This window comes from Pseudomonas paraversuta (assembly GCF_904067025.1).
Classification (GTDB): domain Bacteria; phylum Pseudomonadota; class Gammaproteobacteria; order Pseudomonadales; family Pseudomonadaceae; genus Aquipseudomonas; species Aquipseudomonas paraversuta.
In genome coordinates this window covers 1,055,913-1,074,436 of record NZ_CAJFDA010000001.1, presented here as the reverse complement: position 1 = coordinate 1,074,436, position 18,524 = coordinate 1,055,913, and the positions used below count along the sequence as shown (strand labels likewise).

Annotated in this window: 18 protein-coding genes; 12 read left to right on the top strand and 6 right to left on the bottom strand. The window is 58.3% G+C overall.

The annotated features are described in order from the left end of the window. The first annotated feature begins 116 nt into the window (after positions 1 to 116). The 8 genes from livH (at position 117) to JQ848_RS05085 (ending at position 6,417) form a co-directional block, all read left to right on the top strand. Entirely contained in the window at positions 117 to 1,040 is a 924-nt protein-coding gene (gene livH / locus JQ848_RS05120; RefSeq protein WP_003443109.1) for a high-affinity branched-chain amino acid ABC transporter permease LivH, read from the top strand. Further along, complete coding sequence (locus JQ848_RS05115; protein WP_003443111.1) at positions 1,037 to 2,293, top strand: high-affinity branched-chain amino acid ABC transporter permease LivM; 1,257 nt, start codon at positions 1,037 to 1,039, stop codon at positions 2,291 to 2,293. Before livH ends, JQ848_RS05115 begins: the two co-directional genes overlap by 4 nt. Continuing rightward, the gene (livG, locus tag JQ848_RS05110; protein ID WP_003443113.1) at positions 2,290 to 3,057 is read left to right on the top strand and encodes a high-affinity branched-chain amino acid ABC transporter ATP-binding protein LivG; all 768 of its coding nucleotides are present in this window, start codon (positions 2,290 to 2,292) and stop codon (positions 3,055 to 3,057) included. Before JQ848_RS05115 ends, livG begins: the two co-directional genes overlap by 4 nt. After that, positions 3,058 to 3,759, top strand: a complete 702-nt coding sequence (locus tag JQ848_RS05105; RefSeq protein ID WP_003443115.1) for an ABC transporter ATP-binding protein — start codon at positions 3,058 to 3,060, stop codon at positions 3,757 to 3,759. It abuts the gene before it with no gap. Between the two features lie 184 nt (positions 3,760 to 3,943). After that, positions 3,944 to 4,246 carry a BufA1 family periplasmic bufferin-type metallophore gene (locus JQ848_RS05100; protein ID WP_003443123.1) on the top strand — a complete coding sequence of 101 codons (303 nt, stop codon included), beginning with the start codon at positions 3,944 to 3,946 and terminating at the stop codon, positions 4,244 to 4,246. 22 nt (positions 4,247 to 4,268) lie between these two features. Continuing rightward, positions 4,269 to 5,147, top strand: coding sequence for an MNIO family bufferin maturase (bufB, locus tag JQ848_RS05095; RefSeq protein ID WP_127196132.1), 879 nt, complete (start codon positions 4,269 to 4,271; stop codon positions 5,145 to 5,147). Next, positions 5,144 to 5,917 (top strand): HvfC/BufC N-terminal domain-containing protein, encoded by a 774-nt coding sequence (locus JQ848_RS05090; RefSeq protein ID WP_003443135.1) that lies wholly within the window; start codon positions 5,144 to 5,146, stop codon positions 5,915 to 5,917. Before bufB ends, JQ848_RS05090 begins: the two co-directional genes overlap by 4 nt. Then, positions 5,914 to 6,417, top strand: coding sequence for a DoxX family protein (locus JQ848_RS05085; protein WP_127196131.1), 504 nt, complete (start codon positions 5,914 to 5,916; stop codon positions 6,415 to 6,417). Before JQ848_RS05090 ends, JQ848_RS05085 begins: the two co-directional genes overlap by 4 nt. Here the strand turns inward: JQ848_RS05085 and JQ848_RS05080 are convergent. Beyond that, entirely contained in the window at positions 6,408 to 7,322 is a 915-nt protein-coding gene (locus tag JQ848_RS05080; protein WP_202210322.1) for a LysR family transcriptional regulator, read from the bottom strand. The two genes, JQ848_RS05085 and JQ848_RS05080, sit on opposite strands and share 10 nt — an antisense overlap. Before the next feature lie 105 nt (positions 7,323 to 7,427). Between JQ848_RS05080 and JQ848_RS05075 the strand changes: the two genes are divergently transcribed. The 4 genes from JQ848_RS05075 (at position 7,428) to nhaA (ending at position 12,007) form a co-directional block, all read left to right on the top strand. After that, the gene (locus JQ848_RS05075; protein WP_127196130.1) at positions 7,428 to 8,027 is read left to right on the top strand and encodes a short chain dehydrogenase; all 600 of its coding nucleotides are present in this window, start codon (positions 7,428 to 7,430) and stop codon (positions 8,025 to 8,027) included. A 152-nt stretch (positions 8,028 to 8,179) separates the two neighbouring features. Then, complete coding sequence (locus JQ848_RS05070) at positions 8,180 to 8,851, top strand: COG3650 family protein (RefSeq protein WP_202211244.1); 672 nt, start codon at positions 8,180 to 8,182, stop codon at positions 8,849 to 8,851. Positions 8,852 to 8,951: 100 nt separating this feature from the next. Further along, complete coding sequence (locus JQ848_RS05065; protein ID WP_003443140.1) at positions 8,952 to 10,562, top strand: NAD(P)/FAD-dependent oxidoreductase; 1,611 nt, start codon at positions 8,952 to 8,954, stop codon at positions 10,560 to 10,562. Positions 10,563 to 10,825: 263 nt separating this feature from the next. Then, positions 10,826 to 12,007 carry a Na+/H+ antiporter NhaA gene (nhaA, locus tag JQ848_RS05060; protein ID WP_010655673.1) on the top strand — a complete coding sequence of 394 codons (1,182 nt, stop codon included), beginning with the start codon at positions 10,826 to 10,828 and terminating at the stop codon, positions 12,005 to 12,007. 100 nt (positions 12,008 to 12,107) lie between these two features. Here the strand turns inward: nhaA and JQ848_RS05055 are convergent, their stop codons facing one another. The 5 genes from JQ848_RS05055 to JQ848_RS05035 all read right to left on the bottom strand — a co-directional run bounded on the left by JQ848_RS05055 (position 12,108) and on the right by JQ848_RS05035 (position 18,520). Further along, positions 12,108 to 12,572 carry an outer membrane lipoprotein gene (locus JQ848_RS05055; protein WP_003443142.1) on the bottom strand — a complete coding sequence of 155 codons (465 nt, stop codon included), beginning with the start codon at positions 12,570 to 12,572 and terminating at the stop codon, positions 12,108 to 12,110. 187 nt (positions 12,573 to 12,759) lie between these two features. Further along, entirely contained in the window at positions 12,760 to 13,407 is a 648-nt protein-coding gene (gene pdxH, locus JQ848_RS05050) for a pyridoxamine 5'-phosphate oxidase (protein WP_202210321.1), read from the bottom strand. A gap of 23 nt (positions 13,408 to 13,430) precedes the next feature. Continuing rightward, a complete protein-coding gene (locus JQ848_RS05045) occupies positions 13,431 to 14,561 on the bottom strand; it encodes an OmpA family protein (protein WP_127196129.1) in 1,131 nt (376 codons plus the stop codon). A 109-nt stretch (positions 14,562 to 14,670) separates the two neighbouring features. Beyond that, entirely contained in the window at positions 14,671 to 15,816 is a 1,146-nt protein-coding gene (locus tag JQ848_RS05040) for a serine hydrolase domain-containing protein (RefSeq protein ID WP_202211242.1), read from the bottom strand. Positions 15,817 to 16,168: 352 nt separating this feature from the next. After that, the gene (locus tag JQ848_RS05035; RefSeq protein ID WP_202210320.1) at positions 16,169 to 18,520 is read right to left on the bottom strand and encodes a beta-galactosidase; all 2,352 of its coding nucleotides are present in this window, start codon (positions 18,518 to 18,520) and stop codon (positions 16,169 to 16,171) included. Positions 18,521 to 18,524 lie beyond the last annotated feature (4 nt).

Sequence of the window (18,524 nt, the reverse complement as noted above, 5' to 3'; positions counted from 1 at the left end):
TCACCAGCGGTTCGCTGGCAGAAGACCTGCGCTCAAAGTGGGTGAAAACCCCCATGACCCAGGCCGGAAAATGACTCCACCAGTGAAATGCGTCTCAGGTTTTTAGGAGCTTTGTAATGCCTGACATCTATCACTTCTTCCAAATGCTGGTTAACGGCCTCAACGTTGGCAGCACCTATGCCCTGATCGCCATCGGCTATACGATGGTTTACGGCATTATTGGAATGATCAACTTCGCCCACGGCGAGGTGTACATGATTGGTTCCTACATTGCGTTTATCGCCATAGCCGGCCTGACCATGATGGGTCTGGACAGCGTGCCATTACTGCTGACCGGGGCGTTTATCGCCAGCATCGTGGTCACCAGTGCTTATGGATACAGCATTGAACGGGTGGCTTACCGTCCTCTGCGTGGCAGTAACCGCCTGATCCCCTTGATTTCTGCCATCGGCATGTCGATTTTCCTGCAAAACATGGTGCTGTTGTCCCAGGACTCGAAAGACAAATCGATCCCTAACCTGATCCCCGGCGGCTTCACCTTCGGTCCGGGCGGGGCTAGCGAAGTCGTTGTCTCCTACATGCAAATCGTAGTCTTCGTGGTCACCCTCCTGGCCATGCTCGGCCTGACCCTGTTCATCTCCCGTTCACGCCTTGGCCGCGCCTGCCGCGCCTGCGCCGAAGACATGAAGATGGCCAACCTGCTGGGCATCAACACCAACAACGTGATTGCCCTGACGTTTGTGATCGGCGCCGCTCTGGCAGCCGTTGCCGCCGTTCTGATCAGCGTGCAATACGGCGTGATCAACCCCGGTTCCGGTTTCCTCGTGGGGCTTAAAGCCTTCACTGCTGCAGTATTGGGCGGGATCGGCAGTATCCCCGGCGCAATGCTTGGTGGTCTGGTGCTTGGTGTGGCTGAAGCCTTTGGTGCCGATATCTTTGGCGACCAGTACAAAGACGTAGTGGCTTTCGGCCTGCTCGTATTGGTACTGCTGTTCCGTCCGACCGGCATTCTGGGACGTCCGGAGATTGAAAAAGTATGACTAGGAATCTTAAATCGGCGTTCTTCAGCGCCCTGCTGGTATGGGCCGTCGCCTACCCGGTACTCGGTCTGAAACTGACTATCGTCGGAATCAACATCGAAGTTCACAACACCAGCACCTTTACCCTGAGCGTGATCGCGATCTGCTCGCTGCTGATGTTTGTGCGCGTGTTGTTCAACCAGCAACTGAGCGCGGCCTGGAAGGCTTCGCCCAACATGCCAAAAGTGCCGTCCAAAGCCACTGACTTTCTGACCCTGCCCAGCACCCAGCGCTGGATCATTCTGGGTCTGGTGATCGTGGCCCTGATCTGGCCGTTCTATGGTTCCCGCGGTGCCGTGGACATCGCTACCCTGATCCTGATCTACGTGATGCTGGGCCTTGGCCTGAACATCGTGGTCGGCCTGGCCGGGCTGCTCGACCTGGGTTACGTGGGCTTCTATGCAGTGGGTGCCTACACCTATGCATTGCTGGCGCACTACTTCGGCCTGAGCTTCTGGATCTGCTTGCCGCTGGCCGGTTTGATGGCAGCCACCTTTGGTTTCCTGCTGGGTTTCCCGGTCTTGCGTTTACGCGGTGACTATCTGGCCATCGTGACCCTGGGCTTTGGTGAAATCATCCGTCTGTTCCTGCGTAACCTGACGGACATCACCGGCGGGCCGAACGGCATCAGCAACATCCCGAAACCGACCCTCTTCGGCCTGAGCTTCGACAGAACCGCAGCCGAGGGCATGCAGACGTTCCACGAATACTTTGGCATCGCGTACAACTCGATCAACAAGGTGATTTTCCTCTACCTGATCGCGCTGGTGCTGGTGCTTATCGTACTGTTCGTGATCAACCGCCTGCTGCGCATGCCGATCGGTCGCGCGTGGGAAGCCCTGCGTGAAGACGAAATTGCCTGCCGTGCACTGGGCTTGAATCCGACCATCATCAAGCTGTCGGCCTTCACCCTGGGTGCCACCTTTGCAGGCTTTGCCGGCAGCTTCTTTGCCGCCCGCCAGGGCCTGGTGACCCCGGAGTCGTTCACCTTCCTCGAGTCGGCGATCATTCTGGCCATCGTGGTACTGGGTGGCATGGGCTCGCAACTGGGCGTGATTCTGGCAGCCGTGGTGATGATCCTGCTGCCGGAAATGATGCGTGATTTCAGTGAGTACCGGATGCTGCTGTTCGGCGCCCTGATGGTGCTGATGATGATCTGGCGTCCGCAAGGTCTGCTGCCAATGCAACGTCCTCATCTGGAGCTGCGAAAATGAGCCGCGAGATACTGAAAGTCAGTGGCCTGTGCATGCGCTTTGGCGGCTTGCTGGCGGTGAATGGCGTCGCGCTGACCGTCAAGGAAAAACAGGTAGTGTCAATGATCGGCCCTAACGGCGCCGGCAAAACCACGGTGTTCAACTGCCTGACCGGCTTCTACAAGCCATCGTCGGGCAGCATCCTGCTGGATGGCGAACCCATTGAAGGCCTGGCAGGCCATGAAATTGCCCGCAAGGGCGTGGTGCGTACCTTCCAGAACGTGCGCCTGTTCAAGGACATGACAGCCGTTGAGAACCTGTTGATTGCTCAACATCGCCATCTCAACACCAACTTCCTCGCGGGGCTGTTCAAAACCCCGGCGTTCCGTAAAAGCGAGCGCGATGCCATGGACTACGCCGCGTACTGGCTGGACAAGGTCAACCTGACCGAGTTCGCCAACCGCCCGGCGGGCACCCTGGCCTACGGCCAGCAGCGGCGCCTGGAAATCGCTCGCTGCATGATGACGCGCCCGCGCATCCTCATGCTCGACGAACCGGCAGCCGGTCTCAACCCCAAGGAAACCGAAGACCTCAAGGCGCTAATCAGCGTTTTACGCAACGAGCACAACGCTACGGTGCTGTTGATTGAACATGACATGAAACTGGTCATGAGCATTTCCGACCATATCGTAGTGATCAATCAGGGCACACCTTTGGCCGACGGGACTCCGGAGCAGATCCGCGATAACCCTGAAGTGATCAAAGCCTATCTGGGGGAAGCGTAAATGCTGCAATTTGAAAACGTCTCTACCTTTTACGGCAAGATCCAGGCACTGCACGGGGTGAATGTCGAGGTACGTCAGGGCGAGATCGTGACCCTGATCGGCGCTAACGGCGCTGGCAAGTCGACCTTGATGATGACCCTGTGCGGCTCGCCCCAGGCCCAAAGCGGCAGCATTCGTTATCTGGGCGAAGAGCTGGTGGGGCTGACTTCGGCGCAGATCATGCGCAAGAGCATTGCCGTGGTACCGGAAGGCCGGCGGGTATTTGCCCGCCTGACCGTGGAAGAGAACCTTGCCATGGGCGGGTTCTTTACTGAGAAGCACGAATACCAGGAGCAAATGGACAAGGTTCTGCACCTGTTCCCGCGCCTGAAAGAGCGTTTCAATCAACGGGGCGGCACCATGTCCGGTGGCGAGCAGCAAATGCTTGCGATCGGCCGGGCGCTGATGAGTAAACCCAAGTTGCTGTTGCTAGACGAACCATCACTTGGGCTGGCTCCGATCATCATTCAGCAGATTTTCGACATTATTGAGCAACTGCGGGATGAGGGCGTGACGGTGTTTCTGGTGGAACAGAACGCCAACCAGGCGCTAAAAATTGCTGACCGCGCCTACGTGCTGGAAAACGGCCGGGTGGTGATGCAAGGCACCGGAGAGCAATTGCTCAACGATCCAAAAGTGCGTGATGCCTATCTGGGCGGCTGACGCTGCCTGCGACACAAAACGGCCCTTCGGGGCCGTTTTTCATGGGCGCCGGAAAAGGCTGCGCCGACCGGAACCCTAACTTCTTTTCAGTCGCCTGTAACAAATCCCGGGCTGCTCTCTCTAGTGGGGTAAGCCGGCAGCATTCAGTGGCCGGCGTAGTAAATATCACCCCTGGAGACTCACCATGAACAACAAAACCACCCGCACTTTTTCCGCTGCAGCCCTGGCTCTTGCCCTGGGCTCTGCTTTGACCGTTGCCGCTTTGCCAGCCCAGGCGGCCGGCGATATGGAGAAGTGCTTCGGGGTTGCCTTGAAAGGCCAAAACGATTGTGCCGCAGGCGCGGGCACCACCTGCGCAGGCACCTCCAAAACCGACTACCAGGGCGATGCCTGGAAACTCGTGCCTAAAGGTACCTGCGATAAAACGGCCAGCCACACCTCATCCACCGGCTTTGGCCAACTTGCCGCTTTCACTGCCAAATCCTGATGTCCAGCCATGGGTCCTGATGATGCACAGTTCAACTGCTTCGCTCATCGCGCCTCGTATCTCCCAGCTCCCGCCGCGTGCGGGCCTGGGGCTCAAGGCCGAACACTTCAAGGATGTACTGGAATCCCTGCCTGATGTCGGGTTCTTTGAAGTACATGCAGAAAACTACATGGTGGCAGGCGGCCCCTTCCATCATTACCTGGGTCTGATCAGAGAACGCTACCCGTTGTCGATTCATGGGGTCGGCCTGTCGATTGGCAGCGACACCCCACTCAATATCGAGCATCTGCAACGTTTACAAACTTTGCTTGCCCGCTACCGGCCCCGGGTGTTTTCAGAACATCTGGCCTGGTCCAGCCACGGGCCGCATTTTCTCAACGACTTGCTGCCTTTGCGCTATGACCTGAGCACCCTGCAGCGGGTCTGCGCACATATAGATCAGGTTCAAAACACCTTGCAGCGCCAGATACTGCTGGAAAATCCCGCGACCTATGTGGAGTTCGACCAGACACATTTCGACGAAGCGAGCTTCATTCATGAAGTCATCTCCCGTAGCGGCTGCGGCCTGTTACTGGACGTTAACAATGTGTACGTGTCCTGCGTCAACCATGACCGCGACCCCCTGGCCTATATCAATGCACTGCCCTTGCACGCGGTGGGCGAACTTCATCTGGCAGGCTTTGCAGAAGATATCGACCAGTCAGGGCAGCGCTTGCTGATCGATAGCCATGGCGCCCCCGTCGACCAGGCTGTCTGGGCGTTGTACCAGCAGGTACTGGAATGCGTTGGCCCGGTGGCCACGCTGATCGAGCGCGACAACCAATTGCCTGTTTTCAGCGAACTGCTCGCCCAGGCCGAGCTCGCTGACTGTTACCTGCTAACGACCCGGGAGCGAACATGAGACTACAAGAAGCGTTCAGCGCAGCCGTGCTTGACTCCCAACAGCCATGCCCGCGAGGTTTGGTATCGCGCAACGGGCACATCGAGAGCCGTTTCGCGGTGTATCGCAACAATGTCCAGAGAGGGTTGATCAATGCGCTGGCATTCAGTTATCCCGTAGTGGCCAGGTTGGTGGGCGAGTATTTTTTTCAGGAAATGGCACGGCTATTCATTAAAAAAAGCCCGCCTGACAGCCCGATAATGAGCACCTATGGCGTCCGTTTTGCTGACTTCATTGGCGATTTCGAGCCCGCCAGGAGCCTGCCCTACCTGGCAGATACCGCACGTCTTGAGCGCTTGTGTGTAGCGGCCTATCACGCAGCAGACGCCTGCGCGGTGGATCCGCAGGTACTGGCCCGGATGCTCAAGGTGCCAGAAAGTCTCGGTCAGTTGCACCTGCAGCTGCACCCCGGCGTTGCAACCCTGGACTCGCCTTACGCCGTAGCCGATTTATGGGCCGCACATCAAAACGAGGAGCTAAGCCAGGGACTTGACCTGAGCCTGCCACAAAGCACCGTGGTGCTGCGTTATGGATTATCTGTCGAGGTATTCGCCGTCAGACCCGGTTACACGGCCTTTATCAGGCATCTGCAGAGCGGCCATGCCCTGGGGCCCGCCGCGGAACATGCGCTGCAGGTTGATCCTTACTTTGACTTGAGCCAGGCCCTGGCGCTGCTGATTACCCATGACGCCATCACTGATTTGTCCCCTGCTCCCGAGATTTCGCCATGAACACGCCTGTCGCAACCTCCTGCCTGTTACGCCGTTGGATCGAGTACGCAATTGCACTCATGCAGCGCATCCCCCACAGTTTGATCGCTTTGATCGCACGCTTTTCCATTGCCGCCGTGTTCTGGAAGTCAGGCCAGACCAAAGTCGAAGGTTTTGCCATCGACCTGGTTAACGGTACGTTCCAGCTCGGCGTACCGCACCTGGCCGCGTCCACCACCTACCTGTTCAGCACCGATTACCAGCTGCCACTGCTGCCCCCTGATGTAGCTGCATACGCGGCGACCCTCAGTGAGCATCTGTTCCCGGTGTTGATCCTGCTGGGTTTCGCTACCCGCTTTTCGGCGCTGGCCCTGCTGGGCATGACCCTGACCATTCAGTTGTTCGTCTACCCCGATGCTTACCCGACCCACGGCACCTGGATCGCAATTCTGTTGTACCTGATGGCAAGAGGTCCGGGCGCCTGTTCAATTGACCGGCTGATTGCGCGCCGCTATGGCTGAAGCCGGGCTAATGCCTCACCGCTACGCTTAAACCAGCCCGCCAGGTAGTCCGCCAGCACCTGGGTGCGCCTGGGCAAGCCCCCCTGATAGGGATGCACCAGATACATGGGATTGCTGCGGGTCTGATAATCACGCAACAAGCCGCGCAAACGCCCGTCCGCCAGCTCAGCCTGGAGCATGTAAGACGGCAAACGGGCGATTCCCGAACCGATCAGGGCGGCTTTTTTCAGCAAACTGTAGTGATTACTGGCGAACACCCCCGATACCCGAACCCGATGCAAATCATGCTGCTGGTGGTACTGCCACTCCTCACGCCCACTGTAGTGACTGTTCAGCAAGCACTGATGCTCCACCAGTTGTTGCGGAGTATCCGGCTCGCCGTGTTGCTCAAGATAGGCCGGGCTGGCGCAAGTGACTTCATGCCAGGTCAGCACGGGCCTAGCCACTAACCGCTCGTGACTGCTCACTTGCGAGCGGATCGCCAGATCAAAACCGTCCCGCGCCAAATCGCGATAACTGTTGTTGAGCTCCAGCTCAATCTGCACCTGCGGGTAATCCCGGGAGAACTCCAGCAGCAGTGCATCAAAGAAGGTTTCACCCAGTGACACGGGCACAGTCATACGCACCGGACCTGCCATGTCGTCCTTGAGCCGTGCCAATGCCTGACGCGCACGCTCCACTTGTACTACCAGCGCCTGAGCCTGGGGCAGCAATGCAGCGCCGGCTGCAGTCAGACTCAGGCGTCTGGTGGTGCGGTGCAGCAACACCACCGAGAACTGCGCTTCAAGGTGGCTGATGCGCTTGGACAACTGCCCTTTGCTGCACCCCAGTTGCTGGGACGCCAGGGTAAAACTGCCGGCATCGATCAACACCGCGAACGCCGCCAGGTCATCCACTTCGCTCATTGATTGTTTCCATATGAAAACCAAAGGTTGCCCATTAGTGCGCTTATCACCTTAAAACACCAGCATTAGACTCAACCCACACCCCATCACTGAAGGAACATGGCAATGAAGATTCTGTTGATCGGCGCTACGGGCACCATAGGTTCAGCCATTGACCGCGAGTTGTCGCCCCGCCATGAAATCGTGCGCATTGGTCGCAGCAGTGGCGATTTCCAGGTTGATATCAGCAACAGCGCTTCGATTCGGCAACTGTTTGAAAAGACCGGTCGCTTCGACGCCCTGGTGTGCGCTGCAGGCAACGTCAATTTCGTGCCATTGGCCGAGATGAGCGAAAAAGACTTCACCCTGGGCTTGCAGGACAAACTGATGGGGCAGGTCAATCTGCTGCTGATCGGTCGTGAATTTGCTAACGACGGCGCCTCGTTTACGTTCACCAGCGGTGTAATCAACCGTGAGCCGATTCGTACCGGCAGCAGCGCAGCGCTGGTAAACGCCGCACTGGATGGCTTCGTAAAAGCCGCGGCGATCGAACTGCCCCGCGGCCTGCGGGTGAACTCGGTGAGCCCTACCGTGCTGACCGAAGCCATGGGCAAATATGCCGCATACTTCCGCGGATTCAAGTCGGTCGCAGCAGCTGAGGTGGCGTTGGCCTACGCCAAAAGCGTAGAAGGCCTTCACACCGGGCAAACCTATCAGGTCGGCTAATCGACCAGTCCCTTTGCAGGGGCGGGCTTTGCGGATCAAAAAATCTCGAACGGGCACGCTCGCGCAGGGCCTGCCCGGCGGAAAAAAAGATCGCCCCTTGTGCAGCACTTCGCGCCTAAGTAACGTGGCAGCACTAGTCAGGAGTCTCAATGATGCGTGCTGCTCGTTCCTTGGTTTTGTTCGCCCTGTTGCCCCTTTTTGCGGGCTGCCAAATGTTCAACAGTAAACCCGCTGACAGCAATGCCGGCATGACCCGTCTGCAAGGTGAGCTGGTTTCGGCCAATGGCCAGTTAATTTTCCAGCCATGCGTCGGGCAACAGCGCTATGTGGTGCGTGACAGTGCCAGTACCACCCTGGTGCAAGACGCCACGGACATGCCTGACAAGCCCGGCAAGTTGTTCGCCGACATTCGCGGCAGCTTTGTCACCGGTAAAGTCCCCGGCACTGACGGCGAAGTTCAGCTGCAACAACTGTATCGCCTGGAGCGCAACAGTTCCGCCTGCAAAGACCCCAACTTCAAACAAATCACCGTGCATGCCAACGGCAATGGCCCGGCGTGGGAAGTCCAGGCAGGCGCCAAGGGCATGGTGCTAAAACGCGAAGGCCAGCCACAACTGGCACTGCCTTTTGTTGAGGAACAGGTCGGCGACGGTCGCTTCTCCCTGTCCACAGAAGCCAACAACCAACACATCGAACTCTGGGTCGCCCCGCAACGCTGCACGGACAGTGTCTACGGCAGCATTCAGCATCTGGGCGCTGAACTGCGGGTCAACGGTCAGGTACAGCGTGGTTGTGGCTACTTCGGTGGCGCACGTAACGACTAAACGACAAATGTTGCTGACGGTCTGACCTCCAGGCAGCTTATAATCGCCGGTTCGCGTTAAGGCTGCCGGGGTTTGCCTGGCCCCTCTATTGGACACTGTCATGTTACGAATTACCGAACTCAAGTTGCCGATCGACCATCCCGAAGAAGACCTGCGCCCTGCCATCGTGCAGCGCCTGGGCATCGCCAGCGATGACCTGCTCGATTTCACCTTGTTCAAGCGCAGCTACGATGCGCGCAAAAAAACCTCCGAATTGTGCTTCATCTACACCATCGACCTGAGCGTGCGCGATGAAGCCCCGCTGTTGCTGCGGTTCGCGGATGACCGCAACGTCAATCCTGCTCCGGACGTCAGCTACAAAGTTGTCGGCCACGCGCCCCAGGATTTACGCGAACGCCCGATTGTGGTGGGTTTTGGCCCATGCGGTATTTTCGCTGGCTTGCTGCTGGCACAAATGGGCTTCAAGCCGATCATTCTTGAGCGCGGCACTGAAGTGCGCCAGCGCACCAAAGACACTTGGGGCCTGTGGCGCAAAAACGTCCTGAACCCCGAATCGAACGTGCAGTTTGGCGAAGGCGGCGCCGGGACCTTCTCGGACGGCAAGCTCTACAGCCAGATCAAAGACCCGAAACACCACGGTCGCAAAGTGCTGCACGAGTTTGTCAAAGCCGGTGCGCCGGACGAAATCCTCTATGTCAGCAAACCGCACATCGGTACGTTCCGTCTGACCGGCGTAGTCGAAAACATGCGCCAGCAAATCGAGGCGCTGGGCGGCGAGGTACGCTTCCAGCAACGCGTTACCGACGTATTGATCGATGACGGACACTTGACCGGTGTGGTCCTGGCCGATGGCGAGCAACTGAACTCGCGGCACGTGATCATGGCCCTGGGCCACAGCGCCCGAGACACCTTCCGCATGCTCCATGAGCGCGGTGTGTATATGGAGGCCAAGCCGTTCTCGGTGGGCTTCCGTATCGAGCACCCGCAGTCGTTGATCGACAGCGCGCGCCTTGGCAAGTACGCCGGTCACCCGAAGCTGGGCGCCGCTGATTACAAGCTGGTTCACCACGCCAAAAACGGCCGCTCGGTCTACAGCTTCTGCATGTGCCCCGGCGGTACAGTGGTTGCAGCCACCAGCGAACCCGGCCGCGTCGTGACCAATGGCATGAGCCAGTACTCGCGTAATGAACGCAATGCCAACTCAGGCATCGTGGTCGGCATTACCCCCGAAGACTACCCGGGTGGACCTCTGGCCGGTATCGAGTTGCAAGAGCGTCTGGAGGCCCACGCCTATGTGTTGGGCGGCAGCAACTACGAAGCGCCGGCGCAATTGGTTGGCGACTTTATTGCGGGCAAGCCGTCCACCGCACTGGGCAGTGTTGAACCGTCCTACAAGCCGGGCGTATCCCTGGGTGATTTGGCACTGGCTTTGCCGGCCTACGCCATTGAAGCCATCCGCGAAGCCTTGCCGGCATTCGAGAAGCAGATCAAAGGTTTCTCGATGCATGACGCGATCCTGACCGGGATCGAAACTCGTACCTCATCGCCATTGCGCATGACCCGCGACGGGTCGATGCAGAGTCTCAATGTCAAAGGCCTGTTCCCGGCTGGCGAAGGCGCAGGATACGCCGGCGGAATTCTGTCGGCGGGCGTGGATGGCATCCGGATTGCCGAAGCCGTTGCCCGGGATATTCTCGGTATCGAAGCCTGACCCTGTACCGCTGCCGCCAGGCTTCGACAAGGGCTGTTACGCAGCCCTTTTCAGCTCCAGGCAGCGGTACAGTTTGATCCACAGGACAGTTCCTGCAGTCTGCTCAAACTCAACGCAGCTCCATTGGGCACTCAACTGCTAGGCTCTTTGTCGAAGTGAGATCAACGCGTTGTTTGAAACGAAAGCCAACCCGGTTTTTGTTTTAACCAGCGGGTTCACAAGTCCGGGTATCGCACCCCATAACTATCCGATGGAGAGCCACCTTGCCTCTGCGTAGCACTTTCACTCGTTTCTTTCAGTTGGAAGCTGCCAGCGGTCTGTTGTTGATTGCAGCTGCGGCTCTGGCTTTGATCATCAACAATTCGCCGCTTTCCCACTACTACACAGCCTTTCTTGACGTACCGGTGGCCGTGCAGATCGGTGCCTTGCAAATCGCCAAGCCCTCGCTGCTGTGGATCAACGATGGCCTGATGGCTTTGTTCTTTCTGCTGATTGGCCTGGAGGTCAAACGCGAACTGCTCGACGGACAACTGTCCAGACCGTCCCAGGTAGTACTGCCCGGTGCAGCCGCAGTTGGCGGCATGGTAGTGCCGGCACTGATTTACTGGTACATCAACAAAGATTTCCCGGACGCCCATGGCGGCTGGGCAATCCCGATGGCCACTGATATTGCCTTCGCCCTTGGGGTGCTGGCCCTGCTCGGCAAACGTGTCCCGGCGTCACTCAAGCTGTTCTTGATGACCCTGGCGATCATTGATGATCTGGGCGCAATCATTGTGATTGCGGTGTTCTACACCACCGAGCTGTCAGGGGTATCCCTGATGCTGGCTGCGGCGTGCCTGGTGATTTTGATCGCGATGAACCGCATGGGCGTGGTCAAGATCGCCCCTTACATGATCATCGGACTGATCCTCTGGGTATGCGTGCTTAAAAGCGGCGTGCATGCCACGCTGGCGGGTGTGACCCTGGCATTCTGCATCCCGCTGCGGACCAGGAACTCCGAACCGTCACCACTGATGGGCATCGAACATGCGCTGCACCCCTGGGTGGCTTACGGGATTTTGCCATTGTTTGCTTTCGCCAATGCCGGCGTCTCGCTGACAGGCGTCAACCTGCACAGCTTTACCCACCACGTGCCGATGGGGATCGCCACAGGCTTGCTGCTCGGTAAAACCCTGGGCGTGTTTGGCTTGACCTGGATCGTGATTAAAACCGGCTGTGCAGCGCTGCCGGCCGGTGCTAACTGGGGTCAGGTGTTTGGCGTAGCGATTCTGTGCGGTATCGGGTTCACCATGAGCCTGTTCGTAGGCTCCCTGGCGTTTGTGGCGGGAAGCAGTGATTACGTGGGAATGGACCGCATGGGCATCCTGACCGGCTCAATTCTGGCGGCGCTGATTGGCTACGGGGTTACGGCGTTCTTTAGCCGTAAACAACAGGTCGCCTGACCTTGCGCGAGCCCGCTCCCGGATAAGGGTCATAGATAAACAAAAACCCCGGCCAGTTCACACTGGCCGGGGTTTTGTTTTTAACGGTGTCGCCTGGGCGTTACTGGGTAACGCGGCTGGTACCGTCAACAGTCATGATGCGTACACGCTCACCGGTACGGAACACCTGGTTCGGCTCAACCTGCTGCACGTAGGCACGGGTGCTGCCGTCGTCTTCACGTACGGTGATTTCTACACCCTGGGTCTTGGTCAGGCCCGACTCGGCTGCCGAGCCCAGCAGGCCACCAGCTACTGCACCGATAACGGCGGTCACGATGCTGCCACGACCACCACCGATAGCACTGCCACCAACGCCGCCGATAACAGCACCTGTTGCAGCGCCGATCGGGGTTTTGGTGCCTTCAATCTGTACCGGACGCAGGGCAACGATGGTGCCCATGCGAACAGTTTGCACGCGGCGCGCTTCATCGCGCGAGTAGGTGTCGCCGGTCAAGCTCGAGGTGCAGCCGCCCAACAAAACTGTCATGGTCGAAAAAGCAGCAACTAACAGTACGGACTTACGCATAGGATCAACTCCAAAAGATCAGGGATACATTAAACTCTGCAGCCGGGTGCATGTCACCGCGCGGCGCAGATAAACAGCCTTTATTCAGCGCCTGTACAGTCTCGTCAGGCCTGACAACTCTCTAAAAACTCGTGTAAGGGTAGCGCGTAATTACCGTTTTGCATTACGCAGCTTCCCGGTAGCGACTTCAGGGCGCCAGCCGCTCAAGGGTCCAGCGAGCTCCGTCAAAACGATAGTTCAGCCGGTCATGCAAACGGCTTGGACGCCCCTGCCAGAACTCGATGCGTTCAGGCAATAACCGATAACCGCCCCAGTGTTCAGGACAGTGCGGCTGGGTCTCGCTGAAACGCGCCTCTGTGGCTTCAAGCAGCCCTATCAACTCTTCGCGACCCGCAATCACCTGGCTTTGTGGCGAAGCCCAGGCCCCGATCCGGCTACCCAACGGGCGAACCTGATAGTAGGCATCGGACTCTTTCGCCGACACCTTGATCACCTGACCTTCGATACGCACCTGGCGCTCCAGGGTAGGCCAGAAAAAGGTCATCGCCGCAAAGGGACGTGCGGCCAATTGCTGGCCCTTGGCGCTGGTGTAGTTGGTGAAAAAGGTAAAACCCTGATCATCCAGACCTTTAAGCAGGAGCACCCGACAATGCGGGCGACCCTGTGCATCGACCGTGGCCAGGGTCATGGCGTTGGCTTCGACCGGTGGCTGCTCGGTTTTGACCGCGTCACTGAACCACTGATGAAACAGCGCGAAAGGCTCATCCGGAGCCTGAGCCTCGGTCAGCCCGTCACGGGTATAATCACGGCGCATATCTGCCAGCGATTGAGTCATGAGCCAATCCTTTCCTGAATCAATCAGTTCTTGGCCTGATCGTTAGCAGCAACCTTTTTGCTGGTGTCGGCTTTAGCCACTACCGGCTTTTTGGCTGGAGCAGCTTTCACTGCCTTTTTAGCCGGGGCTTTAGCCGGGGCGCCTTTTTTGGCAACCACCGCTTTCTTGGCAGGAGCAGCCGCTTTTTTCGCAATCGACGGCGCAACAGCCGGCTGCACTGCAACCAGATCAGATGGCGACAAGGCAGGCTGGCTGTATTTGCTGACCAGCGCGACCATGGTCGCTTGCGGAGTCATGAGGATTTCAACCCGGCGGTTCAGTGCACGACCTTCATTACTGTCGTTGGCTGCACGAGGCATTACCGAGCCCATGCCACGCAGGGTCAGACGATTGCTCTGCAGACCGCTCATGCGGAAGATAGCCGCCACTGATTTGGCACGATCCAGGCTCAGTCGGGTGTTGGCTGCCATGGCGCCTGTGGCGTCCGCATGGCCAAGCACCAGTACTGCAGTTTTGGGATCGCCTTCAACCACTTTGGCCACACGTGTGAACGGGCCAAGCATGGACGGCATCAACAAATCCGGGCGTGTAGCCTTGAACGAGCTATCAGCCGAGGCCACGATCACCAGCAAGCTTTCGCGACGCTCCAGTTGCAGGTTGGTGTCTTTGATTGCGGCACGCAGGCGAGGCTCGTACTCGTCCAGCCAGGCCTGAGTGATTTTCGGATCTGGCATTGGAATCACGCCAACCGTTGCGGGCTTGCTGTCTTTGGCAGCGCTATCAAACGGCCACCACCAATTCTTGGTCGATGTTGTTGCAGGAGCTGCGGCGCCAGCCACTACCTTTTCTTTCTCCGCCGGGGCATCTTTTTTGGCCGAGTCGGAACCAAATGGCCACCAGCTGAAAGCGCTTTCTTTGGCTTCGGCTACAGCAGGAGTCGCAGGCGCTGCGGCAGTTTTGGCGACCGGCGCAGTTACTTTAGTGTCTGCAGGCTTGGAAGGTGCGCTGGCGCTTTTATCGGAAGGCGTCGACGCTTGGTCGGAAGAGCCCAGCTGCCACCATTTGTGGCCACCTGCGGCGTCATTCTGTGGAGTTTGTGCACAACCGGTGATTGCCAGGCAAAGAGCCAGAGCGAGGGTCTTATTAGATGACATTGAATATCCACACAATGAATTAAGAATAAAAGGCGCTATGCCTACATAAAAAAACGTATTAAACGCATAAAAGCTACAGGGTTCCGACCTACGGCCTACAAATACCCGGTTATAGACACCTCGCCAAGACTTTAACCAGCTTTTGCGCCCGTGGGTCCATCAATACATAAGGCCCAAGTGTATTAGTAACAAAGCCAAAAGCCACATCCCGCTCCGGATCGGCAAACCCTATCGACCCTCCTGCCCCGGGATGACCAAACGCCTTGGGGCCCAGGCCGAAGGTAGCGTTGGCTACATCCGGTTGATCCAGCATGCAGCCCAGCCCGAAGCGAGTCTGCGTCAGCAAGGTTTTATCCGGACCGATGCTGTGCTCACGGGTCAATTGCCCGAGCATTTCGGCTTCAAGCAAACTGCCATCCAGCAAACCGCTGTAGAAACCGGCCAGGCTTCGGGCATTGCCGTGGCCGTTGGCCGCCGGCTGCTCCATCCGCCGCCATTCCGGCTTATTGGTGCTGGTCATGATAGACGGCGGGTTGGTGAATGCCCGAGTGCTGATCGAAGCCGGCTCATTCATCATCGCTTTCAACAGGCGTTGCGCTGCCGCATCGCCCATCGTGCCTTTGCTGCGAGCAATATGGGCCACCCGGTAAAACTCTTCATCCGCCAGCCCGATATGGAAATCCAGCCCCAAAGGCCTGGCGGTACGCGCCATTATCGATTGGCCCGCACTGCGCCCGTCGGCCCGACGAATCAACTCGCCCACCAACCAGCCATAAGTGATTGCGGCGTAACCATGCCCTTCACCGGGGGTCCACCAGGGCGCTTGCGCGGCCAGCGCATCCACCATGGTCTGCCATTCATACAAGGCAGCCGCCGGCATTGATTCACGTATTGCCGGCAAGCCGGCGCGATGGCTGAGCAACTGACGCAACGTGATCGACTCTTTGCCCGCTGCAGCGAACTCAGGCCAATACCGGGCAACAGGCACATCGAGCTCCAGCTTGCCCTCTTCTACCAACTGCAACGCAGTGACTGCGGTAAAGGTCTTGGTACAGGAAAACAGATTGGCAATGGTGTCGGTGTGCCAAGGTTGCTCTGCGTCCTTGTCAGAGGTGCCGGCCCACAAATCGAGCACCGTTTCGCCGCCGACCCGGATGCACAGTGCCGCGCCGCGTTCTTGCGGATCATTGAACAGATCGGCAAACGCCTCACGTACTGCTTCGAACTTAAGGTCGTGAAAACCCTGAATCTGCACCCGCACCTCCTGAATCAAGCATGGCTCTACAAGGCATGCATTGTTCCAGTCCCTGTGAGATTTTGAAACAGAGCAAACCGCTACCAACGCACAATTTTTGTGCATTACGCAGTCGGCGCAGAAGGTATCAGCGTGAGAGTGGATTTTTTGTGAAATCCCCGCAGAACAGTCGTAGCGGGCCCGAATCGCATGCGTGCACGCTGAACGGCTTCGACCCCACTTGCCCACCTCCCTTTCGCATCCATTTCGAAGCCTCCATTCAGTTGAATGGAAGCGCCAGGTTTTCAAATGCTATCTAGAAGGGCGCAGGCCCCCTGGAGCGACGCAGTGACTCGCCGCCCGTTTTCGCAGATCAGTGACCTTTACCTGAATGACCGCCGGCATGGCCCGGGCCAGAGCTTCCAGCGCTGCCATCCTGAGGTGTATGCACCGGGGCTTTGGCGGCCTGGTCAGCATCGACCTGGGCCTTGGCGGCCTCTTGGCCGAGTTGATCGAGGACCAGCAGGTTGGTTTTACGCACGCTGTCGACAAAGCCGGTAAACGGCAGGTCGGTGATACCGATCATGCCGAAGTGACCATTCTCGCCATCGAGTAAACGGCCGGTAACCGGCTGATCCAGGTACTGGAACCAGTGCACGCCGACAATCGACGGCTCAGCCACTGCCTGCTTGAGAAACCTGGCATAGGCCGGACCGCGGGCTTCTTCGCTGGCCACTTCGGTCATGCCGCCCCAGAACGGGCCGCGGTCGCGGGAGCCAAAGTTGAATTCAGTGATCATCACCGGCTTGTCCAGTTCGCGCAGTTTGGCGAAGTCATAACCGTCCTGCGGCTGCAGGGTATAGAAGTTGAAACTCAGTACGTCGCAATACTTGGCGCACGAGGCCACGGCTTCTGGTGTGCTCACGGCAAAGCGGCCGCCCAGCAGCAAGTGATTCGGGGCATGCCACTTCAGCGAGTCGGAAATGGTCTTGAAATAGGTATCGGCGAAGACCTTTTGGAAATACTGATAATCCGCTTCAATTTCCGGGTGCTCGGCGCTGGGCAGCGGCGCCTCGAAACCCGGGTCTTCCATTAGCTCCCACGCCGGGATATCGACACCCCAGGCTTTGGACAGGCCTTGCTGGTTACGGTACTTGTCGCGCAACTGCTTCAGAAATGCACGTTTGGCCGGTACGTCCGTGGTCAGCCGCAAGGTGCCCAGGGCCAGTGCATAGCGCGATGCCGGATCATTACCGGGGCCGGCCCAGGCCAGTTCGTTGTCCGCGAAATAACCGATCAGCCATGGGTCATCCCGATGGTCGCGGGCAGCAATCGCCACTGCGCGCTCGGTGGCCATGGCAAAGCGCGGGTCAAACGGATCGGGCATGCCGCCCCACCAGTCGGCACCCGTGCTGATGCTGGCGTAGTCACCGACTATCGACAGCGGCAAGGTGTAAGGCACCCGATCATTGAGCCCCAGTTCCGGATCGCTCCAGTTGCCGATGGTGTTAAAGCCCCAGGCTTGCAGGCGATCCAGGGCGTGTTCCTGCCAGCGCTTGGCATCAATAACTTGTGGCGCACATGGAATAACAGGCTCGGCCCCGGGGACTGTTTTGCCGGCGTCGCAAGGCTGCGCGTAAATCCGTTGCAGGTTGGCGCCATAGAAGTTGTACCAGCGGCCAACGTTGTAACCTCGCCCCTGCGCGGAACCGTTACCGTTGTTGCTGTTCGATGAACCGTAATAACCGGCCAGAGGCGCACCCTGCTCGGGCAGATCGGTGAACATCCACTCACGCCCGGCAACGTAGGTCTGGCTATCGTTGGCCGTCACGGCATTCAGGCCCAAGGAATAAAACGGATGGCCTTGCGGGGTCACCAGATTCCAGCGTCCATTGCGTTTTTCGGTGTAAAAAAAGCCGGTAGCCTTGAACCCCGGACCTTTGAGCGAACCGCCAAACTTGTCCTGATCCCCCCGTTTGGCCAGCCAGCCCTTGAGCAACTGCTGTTCTTTGGCAGCGGCGGCTTTGAGCTGTTCATCATTGGCCACTCGCTCCGGCCACTTGGCCCGGGTCGACTGGCCGTAGCTATCCACGATCGAGCCGTATACGGCCTTGATCACACCGGCATCATCCTGCACGCCAAAGCGTTCGAGCAAAATGCTTTGCGCGGCATTGGGTTGCGGGATGGACAAGGTGACCGATACCACCTGGCTGAGATCAATCGCACCTTGGGTGCTGGCCAGCAAGATACGTTGCCCGTCGACAGTCATCGGCATAGGCGGTCCCGCGCGCATACCCTGGCTGTACGGCGAATTCGCCTGCAACGGCAGTAACAGGGTTTGCGCCGGTCCCGCAGGTAAGTCGACCCGGCTGGTGAGGGTCTTGCCGTTATTGCTTTGCACGGTCACATCGAGGGTGAGCGCCCAGTTCATCGCATTCTGGATACGCAGGGTCATCATCCCCGACTGCGACCAGTCCCATGCGCCGGTTTGCGGCGTGAGACGCAGGCTTGGCGCAGCAGCCGGGTTAAAGGTCACGCGGCGCAGCACTTCACCTTCCGCCGTTTGCTCCGCGTTGTATTGCGGCAAGCTCGCATCCACGGTCGCCACTTGCACCACATCGGCAGGACGAACGAAGTTGAACAAGGTTTGTTGACCGGCAGGTGCCGCCAATAGCGGGGTCGTGACCAGCAACGCAAAAACAGCAGACAGCGAACGGCGAATCATATGG

Excerpts from the sequence above, each read along its gene's own strand:
- JQ848_RS05085 (WP_127196131.1), top strand. The coding sequence starts at position 5,914 with ATGAACACGCCTGTCGCAACCTCCTGCCTGTTACGCCGTTGGATCGAG.
- JQ848_RS05035 (WP_202210320.1), bottom strand. The coding sequence starts at position 18,520 with ATGATTCGCCGTTCGCTGTCTGCTGTTTTTGCGTTGCTGGTCACGACC.
- JQ848_RS05115 (WP_003443111.1), top strand. The coding sequence starts at position 1,037 with ATGACTAGGAATCTTAAATCGGCGTTCTTCAGCGCCCTGCTGGTATGG.
- JQ848_RS05070 (WP_202211244.1), top strand. The coding sequence starts at position 8,180 with ATGCGTGCTGCTCGTTCCTTGGTTTTGTTCGCCCTGTTGCCCCTTTTT.
- JQ848_RS05075 (WP_127196130.1), top strand. The coding sequence starts at position 7,428 with ATGAAGATTCTGTTGATCGGCGCTACGGGCACCATAGGTTCAGCCATT.
- bufB (WP_127196132.1), top strand. The coding sequence starts at position 4,269 with ATGCACAGTTCAACTGCTTCGCTCATCGCGCCTCGTATCTCCCAGCTC.
- pdxH (WP_202210321.1), bottom strand. The coding sequence starts at position 13,407 with ATGACTCAATCGCTGGCAGATATGCGCCGTGATTATACCCGTGACGGG.
- JQ848_RS05105 (WP_003443115.1), top strand. The coding sequence starts at position 3,058 with ATGCTGCAATTTGAAAACGTCTCTACCTTTTACGGCAAGATCCAGGCA.
- JQ848_RS05045 (WP_127196129.1), bottom strand. The coding sequence starts at position 14,561 with ATGTCATCTAATAAGACCCTCGCTCTGGCTCTTTGCCTGGCAATCACC.
- livG (WP_003443113.1), top strand. The coding sequence starts at position 2,290 with ATGAGCCGCGAGATACTGAAAGTCAGTGGCCTGTGCATGCGCTTTGGC.
- JQ848_RS05065 (WP_003443140.1), top strand. The coding sequence starts at position 8,952 with ATGTTACGAATTACCGAACTCAAGTTGCCGATCGACCATCCCGAAGAA.
- JQ848_RS05055 (WP_003443142.1), bottom strand. The coding sequence starts at position 12,572 with ATGCGTAAGTCCGTACTGTTAGTTGCTGCTTTTTCGACCATGACAGTT.
- JQ848_RS05080 (WP_202210322.1), bottom strand. The coding sequence starts at position 7,322 with ATGAGCGAAGTGGATGACCTGGCGGCGTTCGCGGTGTTGATCGATGCC.
- JQ848_RS05100 (WP_003443123.1), top strand. The coding sequence starts at position 3,944 with ATGAACAACAAAACCACCCGCACTTTTTCCGCTGCAGCCCTGGCTCTT.
- JQ848_RS05090 (WP_003443135.1), top strand. The coding sequence starts at position 5,144 with ATGAGACTACAAGAAGCGTTCAGCGCAGCCGTGCTTGACTCCCAACAG.
- livH (WP_003443109.1), top strand. The coding sequence starts at position 117 with ATGCCTGACATCTATCACTTCTTCCAAATGCTGGTTAACGGCCTCAAC.